The 19,035-nt window shown below is 34.7% G+C and carries 18 protein-coding genes; 6 read left to right on the top strand and 12 right to left on the bottom strand.

The features are described 5' to 3' along the window. A partial coding sequence (locus RTL21_RS05160; protein ID WP_312093994.1) for a phospholipase D-like domain-containing protein occupies window positions 1-1,119 on the bottom strand: 1,119 nt, incomplete at its 3' end. A gap of 192 nt (window positions 1,120-1,311) precedes the next feature. On the opposite strand from RTL21_RS05160, the gene plsY reads away from it, so the two are divergent. From plsY to RTL21_RS05140, 4 genes are all read left to right on the top strand, one after another. Further along, entirely contained in the window at window positions 1,312-1,914 is a 603-nt protein-coding gene (plsY, locus tag RTL21_RS05155; protein ID WP_312093992.1) for a glycerol-3-phosphate 1-O-acyltransferase PlsY, read from the top strand. A gap of 123 nt (window positions 1,915-2,037) precedes the next feature. Continuing rightward, window positions 2,038-2,871 (top strand): two-component system sensor histidine kinase NtrB, encoded by an 834-nt coding sequence (locus RTL21_RS05150; protein ID WP_312093990.1) that lies wholly within the window; start codon window positions 2,038-2,040, stop codon window positions 2,869-2,871. A 155-nt stretch (window positions 2,872-3,026) separates the two neighbouring features. Continuing rightward, window positions 3,027-4,172, top strand: coding sequence for a CapA family protein (locus RTL21_RS05145; RefSeq protein ID WP_312093988.1), 1,146 nt, complete (start codon window positions 3,027-3,029; stop codon window positions 4,170-4,172). Window positions 4,173-4,289: 117 nt separating this feature from the next. After that, entirely contained in the window at window positions 4,290-4,580 is a 291-nt protein-coding gene (locus RTL21_RS05140; protein WP_312093986.1) for a HesB/YadR/YfhF family protein, read from the top strand. A gap of 130 nt (window positions 4,581-4,710) precedes the next feature. Here RTL21_RS05140 and RTL21_RS05135 read toward each other — a convergent pair whose 3' ends face one another. The 8 genes from RTL21_RS05135 to glnA form a co-directional block, all read right to left on the bottom strand. Continuing rightward, a complete protein-coding gene (locus RTL21_RS05135) occupies window positions 4,711-5,001 on the bottom strand; it encodes a hypothetical protein (RefSeq protein WP_312093984.1) in 291 nt (96 codons plus the stop codon). Window positions 5,002-5,024: 23 nt separating this feature from the next. After that, window positions 5,025-5,465 carry an acyl-CoA thioesterase gene (locus tag RTL21_RS05130; RefSeq protein ID WP_312093982.1) on the bottom strand — a complete coding sequence of 147 codons (441 nt, stop codon included), beginning with the start codon at window positions 5,463-5,465 and terminating at the stop codon, window positions 5,025-5,027. 17 nt (window positions 5,466-5,482) lie between these two features. Further along, a complete protein-coding gene (locus tag RTL21_RS05125; RefSeq protein WP_312093980.1) occupies window positions 5,483-7,825 on the bottom strand; it encodes an AAA family ATPase in 2,343 nt (780 codons plus the stop codon). A gap of 208 nt (window positions 7,826-8,033) precedes the next feature. Beyond that, the gene (locus tag RTL21_RS05120; RefSeq protein ID WP_016205356.1) at window positions 8,034-8,177 is read right to left on the bottom strand and encodes an acid-soluble spore protein N; all 144 of its coding nucleotides are present in this window, start codon (window positions 8,175-8,177) and stop codon (window positions 8,034-8,036) included. A 72-nt stretch (window positions 8,178-8,249) separates the two neighbouring features. Continuing rightward, window positions 8,250-8,381 (bottom strand): FbpB family small basic protein, encoded by a 132-nt coding sequence (locus RTL21_RS05115; RefSeq protein ID WP_312093976.1) that lies wholly within the window; start codon window positions 8,379-8,381, stop codon window positions 8,250-8,252. A 212-nt stretch (window positions 8,382-8,593) separates the two neighbouring features. After that, on the bottom strand, window positions 8,594-9,094 hold the full coding sequence (locus RTL21_RS05110) for a redoxin domain-containing protein (protein ID WP_312093974.1): 501 nt from the start codon (window positions 9,092-9,094) through the stop codon (window positions 8,594-8,596). Window positions 9,095-9,273: 179 nt separating this feature from the next. Then, window positions 9,274-10,206 carry a manganese-dependent inorganic pyrophosphatase gene (locus RTL21_RS05105; RefSeq protein ID WP_312093972.1) on the bottom strand — a complete coding sequence of 311 codons (933 nt, stop codon included), beginning with the start codon at window positions 10,204-10,206 and terminating at the stop codon, window positions 9,274-9,276. A gap of 306 nt (window positions 10,207-10,512) precedes the next feature. Beyond that, a complete protein-coding gene (gene glnA, locus RTL21_RS05100) occupies window positions 10,513-11,847 on the bottom strand; it encodes a type I glutamate--ammonia ligase (protein WP_312093970.1) in 1,335 nt (444 codons plus the stop codon). 495 nt (window positions 11,848-12,342) lie between these two features. Here glnA and RTL21_RS05095 point away from each other — a divergent pair, with 495 nt between their 5' ends. Both RTL21_RS05095 and RTL21_RS05090 read left to right on the top strand, forming a co-directional pair. After that, complete coding sequence (locus RTL21_RS05095) at window positions 12,343-13,563, top strand: aminotransferase-like domain-containing protein (protein WP_312093968.1); 1,221 nt, start codon at window positions 12,343-12,345, stop codon at window positions 13,561-13,563. After that, window positions 13,563-14,546 carry a D-2-hydroxyacid dehydrogenase gene (locus RTL21_RS05090; RefSeq protein WP_312093966.1) on the top strand — a complete coding sequence of 328 codons (984 nt, stop codon included), beginning with the start codon at window positions 13,563-13,565 and terminating at the stop codon, window positions 14,544-14,546. Before RTL21_RS05095 ends, RTL21_RS05090 begins: the two co-directional genes overlap by 1 nt. Before the next feature lie 61 nt (window positions 14,547-14,607). Here RTL21_RS05090 and RTL21_RS05085 read toward each other — a convergent pair whose 3' ends face one another. The 3 genes from RTL21_RS05085 to acnA all read right to left on the bottom strand — a co-directional run bounded on the left by RTL21_RS05085 (window position 14,608) and on the right by acnA (window position 18,678). Continuing rightward, window positions 14,608-14,997 (bottom strand): rhodanese-like domain-containing protein, encoded by a 390-nt coding sequence (locus RTL21_RS05085; protein WP_312093964.1) that lies wholly within the window; start codon window positions 14,995-14,997, stop codon window positions 14,608-14,610. Window positions 14,998-15,077: 80 nt separating this feature from the next. Then, window positions 15,078-15,629, bottom strand: coding sequence for a GNAT family N-acetyltransferase (locus tag RTL21_RS05080; RefSeq protein WP_312093962.1), 552 nt, complete (start codon window positions 15,627-15,629; stop codon window positions 15,078-15,080). Window positions 15,630-15,972: 343 nt separating this feature from the next. After that, a complete protein-coding gene (gene acnA, locus RTL21_RS05075; RefSeq protein WP_312093960.1) occupies window positions 15,973-18,678 on the bottom strand; it encodes an aconitate hydratase AcnA in 2,706 nt (901 codons plus the stop codon). Between the last annotated feature and the right edge of the window lie 357 nt (window positions 18,679-19,035).

The following is a 19,035-nucleotide window of genomic DNA, read 5'->3' as shown; positions in this document are numbered from 1 at the left end:
TGTGTTATACCATTTAATATGAATGTATTTCGATTTTATCGATTTTCTTAGTTCTGCTACAACCGGAATATTTGGTAACCCACTTTTTTTATTGCCAAAGGAATTTTGATTGGGGTCTAATATTAAATAAACATGTACCTTTCTTCTTGTAGCTGCTTTGATTTCATCGATTACATTTCGATCTGCTAAGTAGAGGATTCCAATCCAAATTGCATCCTCTCTACCTGTATTTCTGATTTCCTCTAACACATGCCTGCCTATTTTTCCTTCTGTCAACAATTGAATTTTTAGATCCGTTTTCGATTCAGCTTGTTTTTTTACCCTAGGGAACGTAATCTGTTCATTTAATTTAGCTGCACTTTCTTCACTCTCAAGCAGGTCGTTAAGTATATTCCCATGAACCTTAAAAGCTACGTTAGAATGAAAACCACTGGCATTATGAATATTTCCACTAGATATAATAGCTGTCTTTTCTGTAATTAATAGTTTCCGATGATTTGCTTTTACGTTTAATAATTCTAAATAAGATAAAGTAGTAACTTTATCCCCGCTCTTTGCAAGGAGATTAGGTAGATGACCATTTCCACTCGTTTTTACCCACTGTCCAAACATGCGCCAAAAAGCAGAATAGAGTGGATTGGAATCTCGTAAATCTTTGGTATTTGTTTCGATAACTTTCACACCATATTGCTTTAATTTATTTAATTCTTCTGATGAATAGGAATGATAAACTGTATTTATTTTATCTGTTAGAAAAATAATCATAATAGAAGGGTTTTCTTCTTTTTTCTTTAATAATGCTTTAGTAAACTTTTCTACTATAGGTGGATACAATTGGTCTTGATTCGTGTCTTTATTAAATAAAAACATATCGACTACAATAAATTCCTCTGCGTCTTGAATTTCCGATAGCATCGATGCGACTATTTTATGTTGAACCATCTGATTGTTTTGCTTCGTTTTAAAGGTTATATCTGTTAGTAGCTCCACTTCCTCAACCTGATGAACAGGTCCTTCCACTGATATCCCTTTTGGTAGCGGTTTTGTTACATGATAATAAATAGTGCTACTATAAATAATGATAAAAACAATAAATAATGCGATTAGTATCCGTTTCATCAATATGCCCCGCATTTCCCTTATGTCTTAGAATTCTGCTTTCTATTTACTACATCTATTTAGTCTTAGCAATAGAAGTAAGGATAACCCCAAGATTGATAGAATATTTTTTGAAAAAATGATGAGTTTTAGCAAATACATGGTACAATATAAAAGCAAAAAGTATTACATAGGTGAAGGAGATTACGAAAATTGATTATTGGACTTTTAATTATACTCGCTTATTTAATTGGATCTATTCCTTCTGGGCTAATAATAGGCAAAACCTTTTACAATATAGATATACGAGAGCATGGTAGCGGCAATTTAGGCGGAACGAATTCATTCCGAGTCCTTGGCAAGAAAGCAGGTTTTGCTGTAACCATTTCCGATATCCTTAAAGGGACTATCGCAACCTTATTGCCTCTAGTCGTTGCACTTATATGGAACGTGGATGTAGAGATAAATCCTCTGATTTTTGGAATATTTGCAGTAGTTGGTCATATGTATCCGCTTTTCGCTGGCTTTAAGGGCGGGAAAGCAGTTGCTACATCAGCGGGAATTCTTCTCGGTCATGAGCCGCTTTTATTCATTATCATTTTAGCTGTCTTTTTTCTTACACTCTATATCTCAAAATATGTCTCTCTATCTTCCATGGTTGCGGGGCTTGCTGGACTAGTTTATTCTCTCATCCTATGGGATGATAAATTATTAATTTTCATCCTTTTAGTACTGACAATCTTTGTTGTTTATAGACATCGAGCGAATATTAAACGAATTATCAATAAAACCGAGCCAAAAGTAAGCTGGTTATAACAAGCAAAAAAAGACCGATTTCGGTCTTTTTTTATTTTTGCAAGCTTAATCGAATGATATATGACATAAAATGATTTTTTTCGTCATACCTTTAACTATAATTGTTAAAGGGAGCGTATGATAATGACCACTCAAACGGTAAATAATAGGTCTGCTGAAGCAGCAGCAGAATACTTTGCAAATAAATTGAAATTAGTAGAGACGAAACTTCAAGAGCAATCAGCAAATATGGAACAATTGATGGACTGTTTACGATCATTGTCTCTTTCTACGACCTATAGTGAAAACATAGCAAAAATGGCTAGCAGCATTACGCATGAGGTACGTAATCCCCTTACGTCTGTAAGCGGGTTTTTACAGCTAATTAAACAAACAAATAATCTCGACACGATTCATCAGTACACAGATTTAGCTTTTGGTGAATTAACAAGGGCAAATGAACTAATTACTGATTTTTTAAACCTTTCCAAAGCACAATCGAATGAAATAACTCCATTATCCATTAATGAAATCCTTATGAATTTATATCCTGTATTTAAGAGTGAGGCAAATTTAAAAGACATAGACCTAAATATAAACTTATCAAAAGCTGAACCATTTTGCATTGCCAACAAGCAACATCTAACGCAAGTAATCGTTAATGTTGTTAAAAATGCGTTTGAAGCAATAGAAGAAGATAACAAACTCACTTTTAAAAAAGTAATAATTACAACAGAAGTTTCCATGAACCAACTATTGGTTATAGTAAAAGATAGTGGATGTGGCATATCGGAAGACCAATTTAATCATATATTTAGCCCACTAAAAACGACGAAAAAAAAAGGAACAGGCATGGGGCTCTATGTATGCAAGCAGCTAATCGAAAAGTATGGTGGGGAAATAAATATAGAAAGCACTGCAGCAAACGGCACCACTATATTCATTTCCCTACCAAGCTACATTTCATCCAGTAAATAAATAATTTTATTAACTTCAATTGTATAAAAAAGATTCCAATAACAATTTTCATGTAAAATTCCCCTTGGATACACACAAACTAACAGTTATTTGTTATGCTATATATTGTAAAGCGATTCAAAAAAACTGATTTATCCTATTTAAAGAGGCTACCTATGAAGAAAACATTAGTAAAATATTTTGGGCTCTTGCTTATTTTTGCTGGAATAGCAGGTTCCATACTCGTATATCTAATTAATCTAGACTTCTCCTCTTCTCTTGTTCGACCGATTTCTGGAAGGGAAATCCGTGATTTATCAAAAGAAGTAAATACAAAAATCACAATAGCTGCGATTGGTGACATTTTAATTCATGATCGTGTTTATAATGATGCCCGCCAAGGAGATTATTATAATTTTGATAATATGCTAAACAGTATATCTACTGAATTAAAGAAGCCCGATCTTTTGCTAGCAAATCAAGAAACGATTGTCGCTGGAGAATCGTTTGGGTTATCCGGCTATCCTACTTTTAATAGCCCACACGAAATTGCAGATAGTGTAAAAAAGGCAGGAGTCGACATTGTCACTACTGCAAATAATCACGCCTTAGATCGTGGCTTACAAGCACAAAAGCTTTCTATTAATTATTTAAATCAAATAGATCTCCCTCATGTTGGTACGTATTTAACAAAAGAAGATCAGAATCAGTTAGCTATAATAGAAAAAAAGGGTATCAAAGTTGCTTATTTAGCCTATACATATGGGTTAAATGGGATCTCTATCCCAACAGGAAGCGAGTATATCGTAAATGTAATCGATAAAAATAGGATAAGCAAGGAAATTCAACGCGCAAAAAAAGAAGCAGATGTTATTGTAATGGCGATCCATTGGGGGAATGAATATGAGCGTTTTCCATCTAATGAACAGAAAGAATTGGCACAGTTTTTGATCGACGAAGGTGTCCATATTATTTTCGGAAGTCACCCACATGTTCTTCAGCCAATCGAATGGCTACAAGGAAAAAATGGTCAACAAGGTTTAGTTGTTTATTCTTTAGGGAACTTTCTATCTGGGCAGGATGAAGAATATCGTGATATCGGTGGAATGGTAACTGTTACAGTTATTAAAGAACAAAGAGGAAAAAATTCTACTATTACGATGGAAAATCCTTCTTTCTATCCTACCTTCGTTTCAAGTAATGAGGAAAGTGATTATAAGATGCATCCATTATTGGATTCCCAAGAAGCAGTCAATAAATATGGACCTTCTATATATACAGAAATAATGGATCATATGCTAAAAGATGGACAAGCAGAATGAATGCTAAATTCAAATGTTCGATAATTGTAAAACAATCCATTATAATGGAAATATATTAATAGAAATAGAGTGCTTCCTTCCAGTAAAAGAAGCAAAATTCATAAGAGGTGTGAAAAAATGAAAATTGTGATTAGCGATCAAGCTGCCGAATGGTATAAGGATGAAATGTTGTTAAAAGATGGAGACTATATACGTTTCTTCGCAAGATACGGCGGATGCAGTACAGTTCAGCAAGGATTTTCATTAGGAATTTCGAATGAACAGCCTGTAAATATTGGCATAGAGACAGTAAAAGACGGAATTCACTACTATATCGAAGAGAAGGATTTATGGTATTTCGACGATAAAGATCTATTTGCAGATTTTAATGAAGTTGCAAATGAACCAGAATACCGCCACGCACAATAATTTATTGGAGTTTATATAAAATTTCTCTTCTAAACAAAAAAACAGCGAGACCGGAGCAACATTATCTTCCGGTCCGCTGTTTTTTAGTATTTTGGTAAAGCTAATTCCATCATAACATAAAAGGAAAGCTTTATTGTAATGGCTGGGTAATCCCCTCTGCTTTTAAAATCTTCATTTGTGTGTCACCCAATAAGTCAAAATGGGAATAGCCATCCTCCCGATAATGAATCCATTCTTCTTTTAACCCATACTTCTTCCCCCAGCTTTTCAACTTTTCCAGATCCGAACATCCTACTTTTGTGACAGTCTTACAGTCTGGGAAGCGATCATCCAACCAGTAATGAGTTAAAAAGGCAATCTCTCCATCATCAATTTGTCTTTTCCATTCCGCCAATTCTTTTTTCTTTAATCCAAATGCCATGAAAGCATTCTCCTTTTGTCACTTTACTTGTCCGTCTGTTGCTTTTTAATTTCCTCATATTTATTAAACCATTCAGGAAAAATTTTCTTAAAAGGCTTAGGTCTAAACGTTTCTTTCGATACAATGATATGAGTGGTCGTCCCTTCCACACAGATTTCTTCCTGTTGGTTAATAATCTGGTATCCGTAAACCGTTTTTATTCCATCATTTGTTTCCACCCAGGTTTTGACCTTCGCTTGATCTCCATAACGCAAAGGCTTTTTATATACAGCATAGACATCATAGACAGGCGCAAAATACCCTTCATTTTCCATCTCTAAATAACTATAGCCAAGGTCCTCTATTAGTCCGGTTCTTCCTCGTTCAAAGAATTTAAGATAATTCGCATGATACACAACACCCATCATATCCGTATCTGCATAGTATAATTCAATGTCTCTTGTTGAAATATAGAAATTATCCATCTGTTTCGTACACCGTCCTATTCTTCGATTTTTCGTTTGTATCGTTGTAAAACATTTTCCAGATCCTCTGCTGATAATGTAGAAACATCGACTTCTCTTCCCTGTTCTAACTGTTCGGACAGTCGTAATGCCTGTAATTGAACAGCTTCATCGATAATATTTGTCGCAAATCTACCATTTCCATCTGTTGAAACAGTAGGAAGTTGATCTTGGAGCATTGTAATGGCTTGTTCCGATAACGAATAATCGTATTTAGAAGCATACATTTTCATTATTTCAATCAATTCCACAGCCTCATAATCATCAAAATGGATGAATTTTTTAAATCTAGAAGTTAAACCTGGATTACTTTGTAAAAGAGCAGTCGTTTCCTTTGGATAGCCTGCAAGGATAACAACTAGGTTTTCATTATGTTTTGTCATTTCCATTACTAAAGTATCAATTACTTCTTTGCCAAAATCTTGGCCGCCAGAACCTAATAAGGAATAGGCTTCATCAATGAATAACACTCCACCTAATGCTTCTCTTATTTTTTTTCTTGTTTTGATTGCGGATTGTCCTACATATCCAGCTACAAAATCGGCTCTACTAGTTACAACCAAGTGACCTCTTTTCAAGATACCGCAATCTTTTAGAAATTGTGCATATAATTTGGCAACGGTTGTTTTACCTGTTCCTGGATTACCAGTAAATACAGCATGCAACTGGATTGGCAAATTCTTTTTTGCTTTTGTTTGTCTTAGTTGCTGAACTTTTACGAAAGCAATAATTTTCTTTATTTCCTCTTTCACTTTCGATAATCCAATTAATTCATTCAATTCTTTAGCAGGATCGATTGTTTTCTCTTCCTCTACACAAACAAAATCAGCTTCTTGCAGCAACGTATACTTTAATATTTCTTGTTCATTTGCTTTACGGGATCCCTTGTTAAATACCGCATCTAGAACAATATTACGGACAGCTCGGGCATTCCCAAAGCTTTCATCCACTTGTTCCCTCTCGAGACGATTTAACAACGCCCTATTCCCGTCTTCTGTAATAACATAGTCGTTGGCAGTTGCAATTCTTTTGCCAATTTCTAATAATTCATTAGGGGAATAATCAGGTAAATGAATCAAATTAGATGCAGGAAAGCGACTTCTTAACCCATGATTCCCATCTAAAAACTGGCGCATTTCTTCTGGATAACCTGCTAAAATAACAGCGAATTTCCCGCCAAATTCTGAACCAGTCATTAAGGAAACAAGCGTATCGATTGCTGTTTGCCCATAATCATTGCCAGATTGGCCCTCTCGCTTTAAACTATATGCTTCATCAATAAATAACACGCCGCCAACAGCTTGTTTTACTACAGAACGGACATTTTCTTCTGTTTGCCCCATGTAGCCGCCTATTAATTGGGACCGATCGGTTTCGACCACTTCAGCACTTGGCAATACGCCAAGCTCATGATAAATCTTTGCCATTAATCGTGCTAAAGTTGTCTTACCAGTACCGGGATTTCCTGTAAAGATCATATTTAAGCTTAATTCATCTTGAATCATATAGCCTAATTTCTTTCTAGCCTTTTGATAGCTTAAAAATTGATATAAATCCTGCACTCTTTTTTTGACCGTTTCTAAGCCGATCATTTGCTCCAATTCCTCTAATGAGGAAAGAGTCGCCGTTTCTTCTTGTTTTTCTTCGATAAAAAGGGTTGTCCAGTCCTTTTTTAGTTCTTGTAGCTCTTCAATTAACTTTTTTACACTTTCATAATAGATGGAAGTATGAAACACACCACTAATGGATTCTGCATATTCTTCTGAAGACTTCAGTAACTCAGATGCTTTTTCGATAACTTTCTTTAGCGTTTGTTCAATTGCTTCATATTTGGCAACTGCCTCTTTATTCTCATACAAGGCAGCATTTTTTTTCTGATTTTGTATATGAGCTACTTCCTCTTCCATTTGTTCTAAAAAAACTCGACAATTATTTATATATTGTTCCGCAATTTTACGTTTGGCTGTTCGGTTATCCGTTTCGCGGATGTTTGGAAAAACTAGCTGCTCTAACAAATTGCTGAAATTTTTCCAGTCATACTGTGAAAGATATTTAAGTGCCATTGTGTTGTCTGAATTTAATTCAATTGCTTTATTTAACCAAGCAACAGCGATAGTATCCTTTTGATCCTTGTGCATTCTAGAAAGGGCGGCAATCGTTAATAGCTGGGAAATTTCTTCACTATCCTGCACTTCGTTGAGCTTTTGAATTGTATCTAATATTCTCTTTTCATCCTCAACAAATCCATTTTCTTCAAATTCTTTTTCTAGCAGTAAGATTTCTTGATGTTTTATATTTGGTTTTATTTGTTCATTATTCATATGTTCACTTCTCTTAATAAATTTAGGACATTCCTTTTTAATACTATCATATTCCTTTATTTTCGTTAATGATTATGTACCTTTCTAATAGGAATAATCTTAATAAAGGCACCATAACACACTAGAAAACAGCCAAAGGACAAAAAATAGACAGAAACAGCTTACCTTCTAAAGATAAGCTATTACTGTCTATTGTTATTTAAAACTATTATTCGCCTTTTGTTTGAATTACTTGGGCATGCTGTCCTGATTTATCTTGCATCTGCTTTCCTTTGTTGCCACCAAAACTTCTGGATTTTGTCCCGATATGACTAGGTACAAAGTGTTTGCTGTCTTTTTTAGGATTACTCATCTAATCAACTCCTTCTTTTATAGTTTGTACAAAAGAACAAGCAGAATAGATGGTAATTTCTAGATTTCACTATTAACGAGCTTTTTTCAAATGCTTTCTTTCTATCCGTTCTTCAATTTTTTCAATTGCTTCTCTATCCTTTAATAATTGCATTTTATTTTCTAAAACTAATTCTTGAAATGAACGTTTGCGAGGTTTTCTCATGGCACATTCTCCTTTAAAAAAAATTTGTACTATCATATTTCCCAAAAAGTTAGATAATTATTACAATTAAAAGAAATAATCTTTTAATCTATTTGAAAAGTTTTTGTTTTCTGATAATTTAAGAAAGGTGTGCACTCCTTATCACTACATTTGTAATTATAGTATATTCGGAGTTTGTTGTAAAGCGCTTACATAAGAATTTTTGCTATTTTTTATTTTTTTGCCAATTCTTTCATTTCTTCAAGTGTTAACATTGTAAAAGCTTTATTAATGATGACACCCTCTTTATTAAGAAAATAAGTTGTTGGTATACTAAGGATGTGATATTGATTTGCAACCATATCTTTTTCGTCCATTAAGACGGGAAAAGTCAATTTTCTCTCCTGGACAAATTGTCTAACCCCTAGCTCATTTCCACCATCAACATTCACGGCAAGAACAACCCAATGCTCTTTTTGTTCCTTTGAAAATGTTTCTATATCAAGCATTTCTTTTTTACAAGGCGGGCACCAAGTTGTCCAAAAATTAATCATAACCGATTTGCCTTTAAAATCAGATAGCTGGACTTTGTTTCCATTAAGATCCTTTAACGTAAAATTCGGAGCTTTATCTCCTATGTTTAAACCATTGTTCGCTAGTATGACATCATTTTGTATAGTGAAAACTAGCATTACTATGAGAAAAAATACGAAAAACACTTTTTTGGGTAACATGGCAGCCTCCTTTTTTCTTATGCATGGGAAATATTAGTTTATCGATTACTTTATTTATTCCAACAATGCTTTTTTATAGATTATCCAATTTATTTTTTTTTATCATTTTGGTTGCGTAAAATTATTTAAAGCAACAAAAACAGCCCATATTTTAAATGGACTGTTTCATTCACCCACGATTAAAGTGCATTAAATGCTTCTGTTAAAACTGGAACGATTTGTTTTTTACGTGATACTACGCCTTTTAATAAGGCTGTATTATTTTCTAATGTTACATTGAAAGCTTTTTCAACAGCTTCTGCTTTATTACCTAAAGCAACACCAACAGAATCGTTATTCAAAATATCTGTTACAACAAGAAGGAATAAATCTAAACCTTTTTTTTCGATAATTGCTTGAATAGACGTTTCTAATTCTGCTTGCTTAGAGATGACATCATTTGTATCAACTGCATTTACTTGTGCAATTTCAACTTTGTATGTACCCATTGAAAATTCTTTCGCATCGATGCTTAGTAATTGTTCAACTGTTTTATCACTTAGATCTGCACCAGCTTTAAGCATTTCTAAACCGTACTCTTCTGCATTCACACCAGCAATTTCAGCTAATTCTTTCGCAGCTTGTACATCTTGTTCTGTGCAAGTAGGTGATTTAAATAATAAAGAATCAGAAATGATTGCAGAAAGCATTAATCCAGCAATATCTTTCTTAATTTCCACATTATTTTCTTTATACATTTTATTTAAAATAGTAGCTGTACAACCTACTGGTTCTGCGCGATAGTACAATGGATCACTTGTTTCGAAATTTGCAATACGATGGTGATCGATTACTTCTAAGATTGTTACTTCTTTAATGTCTTCCACACTTTGTTGGAACTCATTATGGTCAACTAAAATAACTGACTTGGATTCAGTACCTGCTTTTTCAATGAACCGAGGTGCATCTGTTTTGAAATAATCTAAAGCAAATTTCGTTTCTCCACTAACATCACCTAGACGAACAGGTTCTGCTTCCACTCCAAGTGCTTTTTTTAATTCTGCATACGCAATAGCAGAACAAATAGTATCCGTATCCGGATTTTTATGACCAAATATCAATACTTTTTCCATTTAGCAATTCTCCTTATAACGATAATCTGATGATGTATGGTTAAATTGATACATCTTCTTTTATTTTATCATAACTTACCAGAATTTAAAGAAAAGAACAGAAAAAAGAGTGTTTTACTACGATTTAAGTAAATATTCTCCATTATACTAGTATAAGTAATAGTCATGAAATCAATGCAAATGTCTTTTTAATAAAGCTAACACCTTACTTACATAACAAAAAACCGCAAACAAACTCCCGTTTCAGGTGTTTATTTGCAGTTTCATTGGAGTTTAAAAGAACTCCCATTCTATCTATCTAGTACATTAGAATTTAAATTGATAGTTTTCGATTTCCCAAGCATGAATTGTAGTACGATAGTTATCCCACTCTTCTTTTTTAGCAGCTACATATTCAGTAAATACATGCTCTCCAAGTGTTTTAAGACCAATTTCACCAGCTTCAAGCTCTGCAATTGCAGCATCTAATCCACCAGGTAAACTATCAATGCCTAGTTCTTCACGACGATCTTCTGTCATATGGAAGATATCTTCGTTAATTGGTGCTGGAGCTTTCAAGCCTTTTTCTACTCCATCTAATCCTGCTGAAGCAATAACAGCAAATGTTAGATATGGATTTGAAGATGGATCTGGACAACGAAGTTCAACACGAGTAGCCATTCCGCGTTTTGCAGGAATACGGATTAATGCTGAACGGTTAGATGCAGACCAAGCTAGGTAACAAGGTGCTTCATAACCAGGAACTAAACGCTTATAAGAGTTTACTAGTGGATTCGTTACAGCTACGAAACTCTTAACATTTTCTAATACCCCAGCAATGAATGAATATGCTGCTTCCGATAATTCTAAATCGTCGTTTGCATCGTAGAAACAGTTTTCTCCATCTTTAAAGAATGACATATTAACATGCATTCCAGAACCGTTAATTCCGAACACTGGTTTTGGCATAAATGTTGCAAATAAGCCATATTGAGCAGCGATTGTTTTAACAACCCATTTATATGTTGTAGCTAAGTCAGCAGCTGTTAAAGCATCAGCATACTTGAAATTAATTTCATGTTGCCCTTCTGCTACTTCATGATGAAGTGCTTCAATTGTGAAGCCCATTGCTCTTAGTGTTTTGAAAATTTCAATACGTACTTTTTCCCCTAAATCTTTTGGTGATGGTTCAAAGTAACCACCTCTATCACTCAATTCAGTTGTTGGATAGCCTTTCTCATCTGTAGCAAACAAGAAAAATTCTAACTCAGGTCCAACTGAAATGCTATATCCTTTTTCAGCTGCACGTTCAACTGTTTTCTTTAGAACGTTACGAGTATCACCTTCGAACAAAGAGCCATCTGGGTTTGTTACAGAGCAAAGGAAACGAGCTTCTGAATAACCTTCTGTTTCTGTCCAAGGTAATACTGCAAATGTGTTTAAATCTGGTAATAAATATGAATCTGATTTGTTAATTGGAGAAAATCCTTTAATGGATGAACCATCAATCATGATTTTTCCTTCTACAGCATCATCTAATTGTTGTGCAGTAATAGTAATATTTTTTAAAATCCCCTCAATGTCCACAAATTGTAGATGTAATAATTCTACACTTTTTTCCTTAACAATACTTTCAATTTTCTCTAATGTAATTTCAGCCATGTTAACTTACCTCACAATTCATGTTCTATTATCTAACTTGATTTCATTATAAGGAATAATTTCTCGTAAAACAATGTTTTTTTATAATTTTTTAAAAATTTTATTAGGTAGCGTTTTCATTTTTTTCTCCCATATTAATCCTTTTATTGACATTATTCGCTAGGTAAATGAAGAGGGAATTTGTCGAAATTATAGATTTGTAAGATTCAAGGTAAGACAAAACTTTGAATGTATTAATCTTTTAGCACCTTAATTATTTTATAAATTAATAAAATTCCGAATTTTCACGATTTAAAGCTGTTTTTACCTTTTAATCTCCTGTTTTCTTTTATTTTTAAAGGATTTTAATATTTCCCATTACGAAATAAATAGCTTATATTAATTTAAATAACATTTTAATAAAAGGAGTGGCATCCATCTTTAATCAGTAAATCAGCTTATTACGACAGCATTTCTTTCCTATCAATAAAAAATAATACACGGACGGTGGTAAACATGTATATATTAAAGCCATTTTCATTTAGTAAAAGATTCCCTGAGACAGAAGTTATCGGATCCGCTTTTGCAGGAAATCAAGATCAGGTTATTCCTTTATCCTTTGGTTTTCCTGCACCAGAATCGCTTCCTGCTGATAAAATGACAGCAGCAACAGAAGCAGCGATGCTTTCGCAAGGAAGACAAGCTTTAGCTTATAGTGGTGGTACTGGACCAAAACACATCATCAACTGGATAAAAGAAAGATCTAGGCTTCGTGAAATTGAAGCAACTGAAAATGAAATCATCGTTACTTCAGGTAGTTCCCAAGCAATTGACTTAATCACAAGAACACTTACAGATCCTGGTGATGAAATATGGGTAGAAGCTCCAACATTTTTTGGAGCACTTAAAACATTTCGCTTAGCAGAAACAACTTTATTTTCTTTTCCAATAGATGAAAATGGCTTGAGAGTTGATTTAGTCGAACAGGAATTAAACGAAAGAGTCAAAAATAACCTTCCCTTACCTAAGTTGATGTATGTCATTCCAAATTATCAAAATCCAGGCGGAGTTAATTTATCTGTAGATAGAAGAAAACGACTTGCGGAATTAGCATATAAATATAATTTCTTTATTATTGAGGATGATGCCTATGTTGAACTTTCCTTTGACGAAACATATTTGCCTGCAATTTATTCATTCGGACCAGAAAGAGTTGTATACTTAAGTACTTTTTCAAAAATAATCGCACCAGGATTGCGGCTCGGATGGGCTATTGGTTTATCTGCAATCATCGAAAAAATGCGTATTTTAAAAATTGATGGTTTAACGAGTGTATACGTTCAAGAAGTAACGAAAAATTTGCTGGAGCAAATGGATATGGATGAACAAATCAGCTATTTGAACACGATTTATCTTTCTCGTAAAAATGCCATGGTTTCTGCTATAAAGCAATATTTTGGTGACGAAGTTTCCTTTCATGAACCAAATGGAGGTTTCTTTCTTTGGCTAACTTTCCCTCCTCAAATTGATACGAGTGAATTTCTGGATACTGCAATGTTAGCTGGTGTTTCTTATATTGCTGGAAAACATTTCTTTTTACAAAACGAAGGTTACAATCACATGCGTTTAAGCTTTACTTTCTGTAAAGAGGATATTATTCATGAGGCAATTAAGCGCCTTGCGAATACCTATTACGAGTATGTAAATAGTAAACAAATGATTGAGGAAGTAAATTAATGACTAAAGTAACAACTATTCCTAAAATATATATCCGAAGAACTATACCAGAAAAGTATTTAGATAAAATGATCGCATTGGGAGCAGAACTTATTATCGATCCTTGGCAATACGGGGATCCTGAGCCTCCAATAAGTGAGGATATAAGCAACTGTAATATTGTGTTAACTTTAGGGTTAACCGATTCCTTATCCATATTGCAAGATGCTCCAAATATACAATGGGTGCAATCTTTAAGTGTTGGGTTGGATGCCCTCTTACATGAGGAAGTGAAAAACAGTGAAATCATCATCACTAATACAAAGGGTTGCACATCTGTTCCAATCGCCGAACATACGATTGCAATGATAGCTGGCTTGGCTAGAGGAATACCTTTTATGATTCGAAATCAGCTTCATAATAGATGGGCACCAACCCCTATTACGGACCTGGCAGGCTCAACCCTAGGTATTATTGGTTATGGGGAAATCGGGAAACAAATCGCCAAACGGGCAAAATCCTTGGATATGTTTGTAATTGGTTGTAAGAAAAGACCATCCTTTCTATCTGATAATGCCCCTGCCGATTTGATTGTCGGTCTGGATCAAATAGATGATGTAATTACAAAATCTGATTTTCTGATTCTTGCATTACCTTCAACGCCTGATACATATCAGCTGATTAACCAAGAAAAATTGGCAAAGATGAAAGAAAATAGTTTTCTTATTAATATCGGCAGAGGAAATACAATAGTGGAAGAAGAACTTATCCATCTATTAAAGGAGAAAAAAATCGCTGGTGCTGCTTTGGATGTATTTGAGGTAGAGCCTTTACCGAAAGAACATCCCTTATGGGAATTAGAAAATATCATTATTTCCCCACATAATGCTTTTTTTTCGCCAAATACTATAGATCGTTACATGGAAGTATTTCTAGAAAATATTCAGCGTTTTAAAGACGGGAAAGAACTGATTAATGTAGTGGATAAGCAATTAGGCTATTAACGAAGAAAAGAAAAAAACTGCCGAGATTAATCACTTCGGCAGTTTTTATGAGCTTGTCTACTTAAACCGTTTCAAAGCCCTCTTTTTTCCACGCAGTAGTTCCACCTTCAATAAATGATACATCTGCAAAGCCCATTTGTTTTAATAAGTATGCACCAAGGGATGCTTGTCCGCCAAGACCACATGTAACAAGAACAGGGCGATTTCGATCTGCTAATTCAGGATCTCTTAGCTCTTCCGGTAATTCTAAATCAGCCCGAATTGGAAGCATTCCTAATGAGATATTAACAGAGCTTGGAATTAAGCCACATGCACCAGCATCAGTTGCATCTTGTACATCAATTATGTAAGTATTTGGATTTTCCTCGATTTTCTTTTTTGCTTCCACAGATGAAATTCCCGGTACATTCTGTCTTGCTTCTTCTACTAATTGACCAAAAGTTAATGCCATTTTCATCACTCCTTTATTTATCTAACATAATCATAGTAACAAAGTTCGGCCTGATTTACTAATAAATCGCTTCCCTTTTTTTACTCGAGTAAAAATCGAGACATTATAATTGTAGAATAGTATTCTCCATCATCGAGTCGTTTATCTTTTTTTAATATACCTTCTATTTCAAATCCAAATCGTTTATATAATTTAATCGCTTTTTCATTTGTTTTGATTACAGATAACGTCATTTTTGTAAGTTTATTTCCAGTTGCCCAGTTAATAGATGCTTCTAATAGATGTGGGCCAATTTTATAGCCCCAATATTCTTTTGTCACACCAACACCAAATTCTACTTTATGCTTAAGCCGATTCAGGTTCGAGCCTTCACATCGTGAAAAAGCAATGATTTGGCCTGCTTCTGTTTCAGCTAGTAAAAACAGCCGATTCTCCACTTCTAAGTCTGTACGAATCAATTTTTTAAAATCGAATGGAGAGAGCAGCCCCTCTCCAGGTTGCCGGTCTAAGAAATGCGTTTCTCCATCTATTTGCTGCCTTAGTCTTGACAGTTGCTCAGCATCTTTTTCTTCTGCACATCTTACCGTATAGCTTTGACCGTTTACATGATAATGATTGGGGATTACTTTCATAAAATAGTATTCTCCTTTGATATAAATGTATAAGAAGATTTATTTGATTGATAATTTCTTTATTAGGTCATGCTATTCACTAAATGTTTATCACTTATGCAAATAGCTAAAAAGGTTACACTTCTGAATTGATTGGAACGAAAGACAATTGACTCCTTCGGAAATGAAGAAAGCATTGCCTGGAGCGAAAACACTGGGATTCATATCAATCAAATATTTTGAAAGAAATTTCCTCAAAAAAACTCCCTCCATAAAGAGACATTTTTTCTAGCTTCTGCAGTATCCTCTACCCAAAAGCTAGAAAAAGATTGTCAACTTTATAGAAAGAGCTTCTCTTAATCTATTAGTTCTTTAATTTACCACGTAATACCATTGGCAGAATACCACCGTGACGATAGTAATCAATTTCTACTTCAGAGTCAAAGCGTACTAACACTTCAAAGGTAATTTTCTCCCCATCTTCAGTAGTTGCTGTTACTTCAAGGAAATCACGCGGTTTAACTGTTTCGTCTACATAAACATTAAACGTTTCTTTTCCTGTTAAACCTAAGCTTTCTGCATTTTCGCCTTCTTTAAACTGTAATGGAAGCACACCCATTAACACTAAATTAGAGCGGTGAATTCTTTCAAAGCTTTCTGCAATTACTGTCTTAATACCTAATAGGTTTGTTCCTTTTGCCGCCCAGTCACGAGATGAACCCATTCCGTAATCTTTTCCGGCAATAACCATTAAGCCAGTACCCTCATCTTTGTACTTCATACATGCATCATAAATAGATGTTACTTCACCAGTTGGCCAGTAAGTTGTAAACCCACCTTCTGTACCTGGAGCAATTTGGTTACGAATACGAATATTCGCAAATGTACCTCTCATCATTACTTCATGGTTACCACGACGAGAACCATATGAGTTGAAGTCACGCGGCTCTACACCATTATCTTTTAAGTATTTACCCGCTGGAGTATTTATGCCAATAGCACCTGCTGGAGAAATATGGTCAGTCGTTACTGAATCGCCAAACTTACCTACAATTCGCAAGCCTTTTAATGGTAATACTTGTTCTGGATCAGGTTTTAATCCTTCAAAGAATGGCGGATTTTGAATATAAGTAGATGTATCATCAAAGCTATATAAGGAATCGCTGTTTGTTTGAATCTCATTCCAACGTTCATTATCATCAAATACTCTATCATATTCTTTATTAAATAGCTCAGGTGTAACTGTACGGTGAACTAGTTCATTTACTTCTTCAGTAGATGGCCAAATATCCTTAAAGAATACATCGTTACCATCTTTATCTTTTCCGATTGGTTCTTTTTGTAGATCGATATCCACTGTTCCAGCAAGTGCATAAGCAACAACTAATGGTGGTGAAGCTAAATAGTTTGCTTTTACTAGCGGATGAATGCGGCCTTCAAAGTTACGGTTACCAGATAACACACTTGTTACAAGTAAATCGGAATCTGAAATAGCTTTCTCGATTTCTTCTTTAAGTGGACCAGAGTTACCGATACATGTCGTACATCCATATCCTACAAGATTGAAACCAATTTGCTCTAAATATGGCAGAAGACCAGAATCTCTTAAATATCCAGTAACAACCTTAGAACCTGGCGCTAAAGAAGTTTTCACAAATTTAGGTACTTCCATTCCTTTTTCTACTGCTTTTTTAGCAACTAAGCCTGCACCAACTAATACATATGGATTGGATGTATTTGTACAGCTTGTTATTGCCGCAATTGCAACAGAACCAGTCTTCATTGTAGTAGAATCTCCATTTGCAAAATCGACTACTACTTCTTTGTCAAACTCGCTTGCTTTTAATCCGAATCCTTGGTTACCTTCTGGAGCAGTGACAGATTCATTGAATACTTCTTTTAATTTAGATAGTGGAATTAAATCTTGTGGTCTTTTCGGACCAGAAAGATTTGGTTCAATTTCAGCAAGGTTAATTTCCACTACGTCTGTATAAACAGGTTCCAAGTTCGGATCGAAGAATAATCCATTTTCCTTGCAATATGCTTCTACCACATTAATTTGCTCTTCAGAACGACCAGTTAGTCGCATATAGGATAAAGATTCCTTATCAACAGGGAAGAATCCACATGTTGCTCCATATTCTGGCGCCATATTCGCAATAGTAGCGCGATCTGCAAGTGGCAATTGTGGTACACCAGGTCCGTAGAATTCAACAAACTTTCCTACTACTCCTTTTGCACGAAGCACTTGTGTTACTTTTAACGCAAGGTCAGTTGCTGTTGATCCATTTGGCATTTCGCCAACAAGCTTTACCCCAACAACCTCTGGTACTGGAAAATAAGAAGGTTGTCCTAACATACCTGCTTCTGCTTCAATACCACCAACACCCCAACCAAGAACACCGATTCCATTAATCATTGTCGTATGTGAATCTGTTCCGACAAGTGTATCTGGGAATGTTTCGTATTCGCCTTCAGGTGTTTCATTTACATGTACTACATTTGCTAAATATTCTAAATTCACTTGGTGTACGATTCCTGTTGCTGGCGGAACGGCACGATAGTTATCAAATGCTTTTTGCGCCCAGCTTAGGAATTGGTATCTCTCAGCATTTCTTTCAAATTCTAATTCCATATTTGCTTTTAATGCATCCGGAGTTCCGTATTTATCAACCTGAACACTGTGGTCAATAACTAAATCAACTGGTTTCTCTGGATTAATTTTACTAGGATCTCCGCCTAAGTCAGCCATTGCTTTTCGTAAAGAAGCAAGGTCAACTACAGCAGGAACTCCCGTAAAGTCTTGGAGGATTACCCTCGAAGGTTTAAATGGAACATCAATTTCCTGCACCTCGTCCGTTCCCCACTTTGCGAGGTTTTCTACATGCTCCTGTTTAATAACAAAATCATCCATTTGTCGTAAAACAGATTCTAGTAACACTTTGATAGAATACGGCAATTTCGATACTTTACCGATTCCCTTCTTTTCTAAAGCTTCTAATTGATAGTAGTGATAACGCTTTCCACCCACTTCAAACGATTGGCGGGCATTATAAAAATCTTTTGCCATATGTATTACCCCCTCATTGTAATCATATACCAAAAATAGAAAAATAGTCGAATAATTTGAACTCTCTATTATCTATTTACCATCTATAATTTTAATACAAGGATGATGATAAGTAAATAATAAGAAAGTTATCAAATACGATAAGTTTTTCTTATCAAGTAAACTCTACTTGCAAAAAATAGAGGATGGGACAAAACTAAATAGCCAATCTGTAAAGACGAACAATCTTTAATTTAGCTCTTAAATAAAGGTTCCTTTCCTATACTGGATATCTATGTTTTTAAATATAGTCAAGTGTAAAAACTAATTCGTTCCATTGCACTACAGACACACGATGCATCGGGGTCCTCAGCTTCG

Origin of the sequence: Niallia sp. (assembly GCF_031978665.1) — a bacterium.
Classification (GTDB): domain Bacteria; phylum Bacillota; class Bacilli; order Bacillales; family Cytobacillaceae; genus Niallia.
Note: the sequence above shows the minus strand (reverse complement) of the source record. Positions and strands in the feature narration are given on the sequence as shown.

Bases quoted from the DNA above. Each gene is read 5' to 3' on its own strand.
- RTL21_RS05130 (WP_312093982.1), bottom strand. From the start codon at position 5,465: ATGGATAATTTCTATATTTCAACAAGAGACATTGAATTATACTATGCA.
- glnA (WP_312093970.1), bottom strand. From the start codon at position 11,847: ATGGCTGAAATTACATTAGAGAAAATTGAAAGTATTGTTAAGGAAAAA.
- RTL21_RS05150 (WP_312093990.1), top strand. From the start codon at position 2,038: ATGACCACTCAAACGGTAAATAATAGGTCTGCTGAAGCAGCAGCAGAA.
- RTL21_RS05135 (WP_312093984.1), bottom strand. From the start codon at position 5,001: ATGGCATTTGGATTAAAGAAAAAAGAATTGGCGGAATGGAAAAGACAA.
- RTL21_RS05090 (WP_312093966.1), top strand. From the start codon at position 13,563: ATGACTAAAGTAACAACTATTCCTAAAATATATATCCGAAGAACTATA.
- RTL21_RS05080 (WP_312093962.1), bottom strand. From the start codon at position 15,629: ATGAAAGTAATCCCCAATCATTATCATGTAAACGGTCAAAGCTATACG.
- RTL21_RS05085 (WP_312093964.1), bottom strand. From the start codon at position 14,997: ATGGCATTAACTTTTGGTCAATTAGTAGAAGAAGCAAGACAGAATGTA.
- RTL21_RS05110 (WP_312093974.1), bottom strand. From the start codon at position 9,094: ATGTTACCCAAAAAAGTGTTTTTCGTATTTTTTCTCATAGTAATGCTA.
- RTL21_RS05125 (WP_312093980.1), bottom strand. From the start codon at position 7,825: ATGAATAATGAACAAATAAAACCAAATATAAAACATCAAGAAATCTTA.
- acnA (WP_312093960.1), bottom strand. From the start codon at position 18,678: ATGGCAAAAGATTTTTATAATGCCCGCCAATCGTTTGAAGTGGGTGGA.
- RTL21_RS05105 (WP_312093972.1), bottom strand. From the start codon at position 10,206: ATGGAAAAAGTATTGATATTTGGTCATAAAAATCCGGATACGGATACT.
- RTL21_RS05095 (WP_312093968.1), top strand. From the start codon at position 12,343: ATGTATATATTAAAGCCATTTTCATTTAGTAAAAGATTCCCTGAGACA.
- RTL21_RS05140 (WP_312093986.1), top strand. From the start codon at position 4,290: ATGAAAATTGTGATTAGCGATCAAGCTGCCGAATGGTATAAGGATGAA.
- RTL21_RS05115 (WP_312093976.1), bottom strand. From the start codon at position 8,381: ATGAGAAAACCTCGCAAACGTTCATTTCAAGAATTAGTTTTAGAAAAT.
- RTL21_RS05145 (WP_312093988.1), top strand. From the start codon at position 3,027: ATGAAGAAAACATTAGTAAAATATTTTGGGCTCTTGCTTATTTTTGCT.
- RTL21_RS05120 (WP_016205356.1), bottom strand. From the start codon at position 8,177: ATGAGTAATCCTAAAAAAGACAGCAAACACTTTGTACCTAGTCATATC.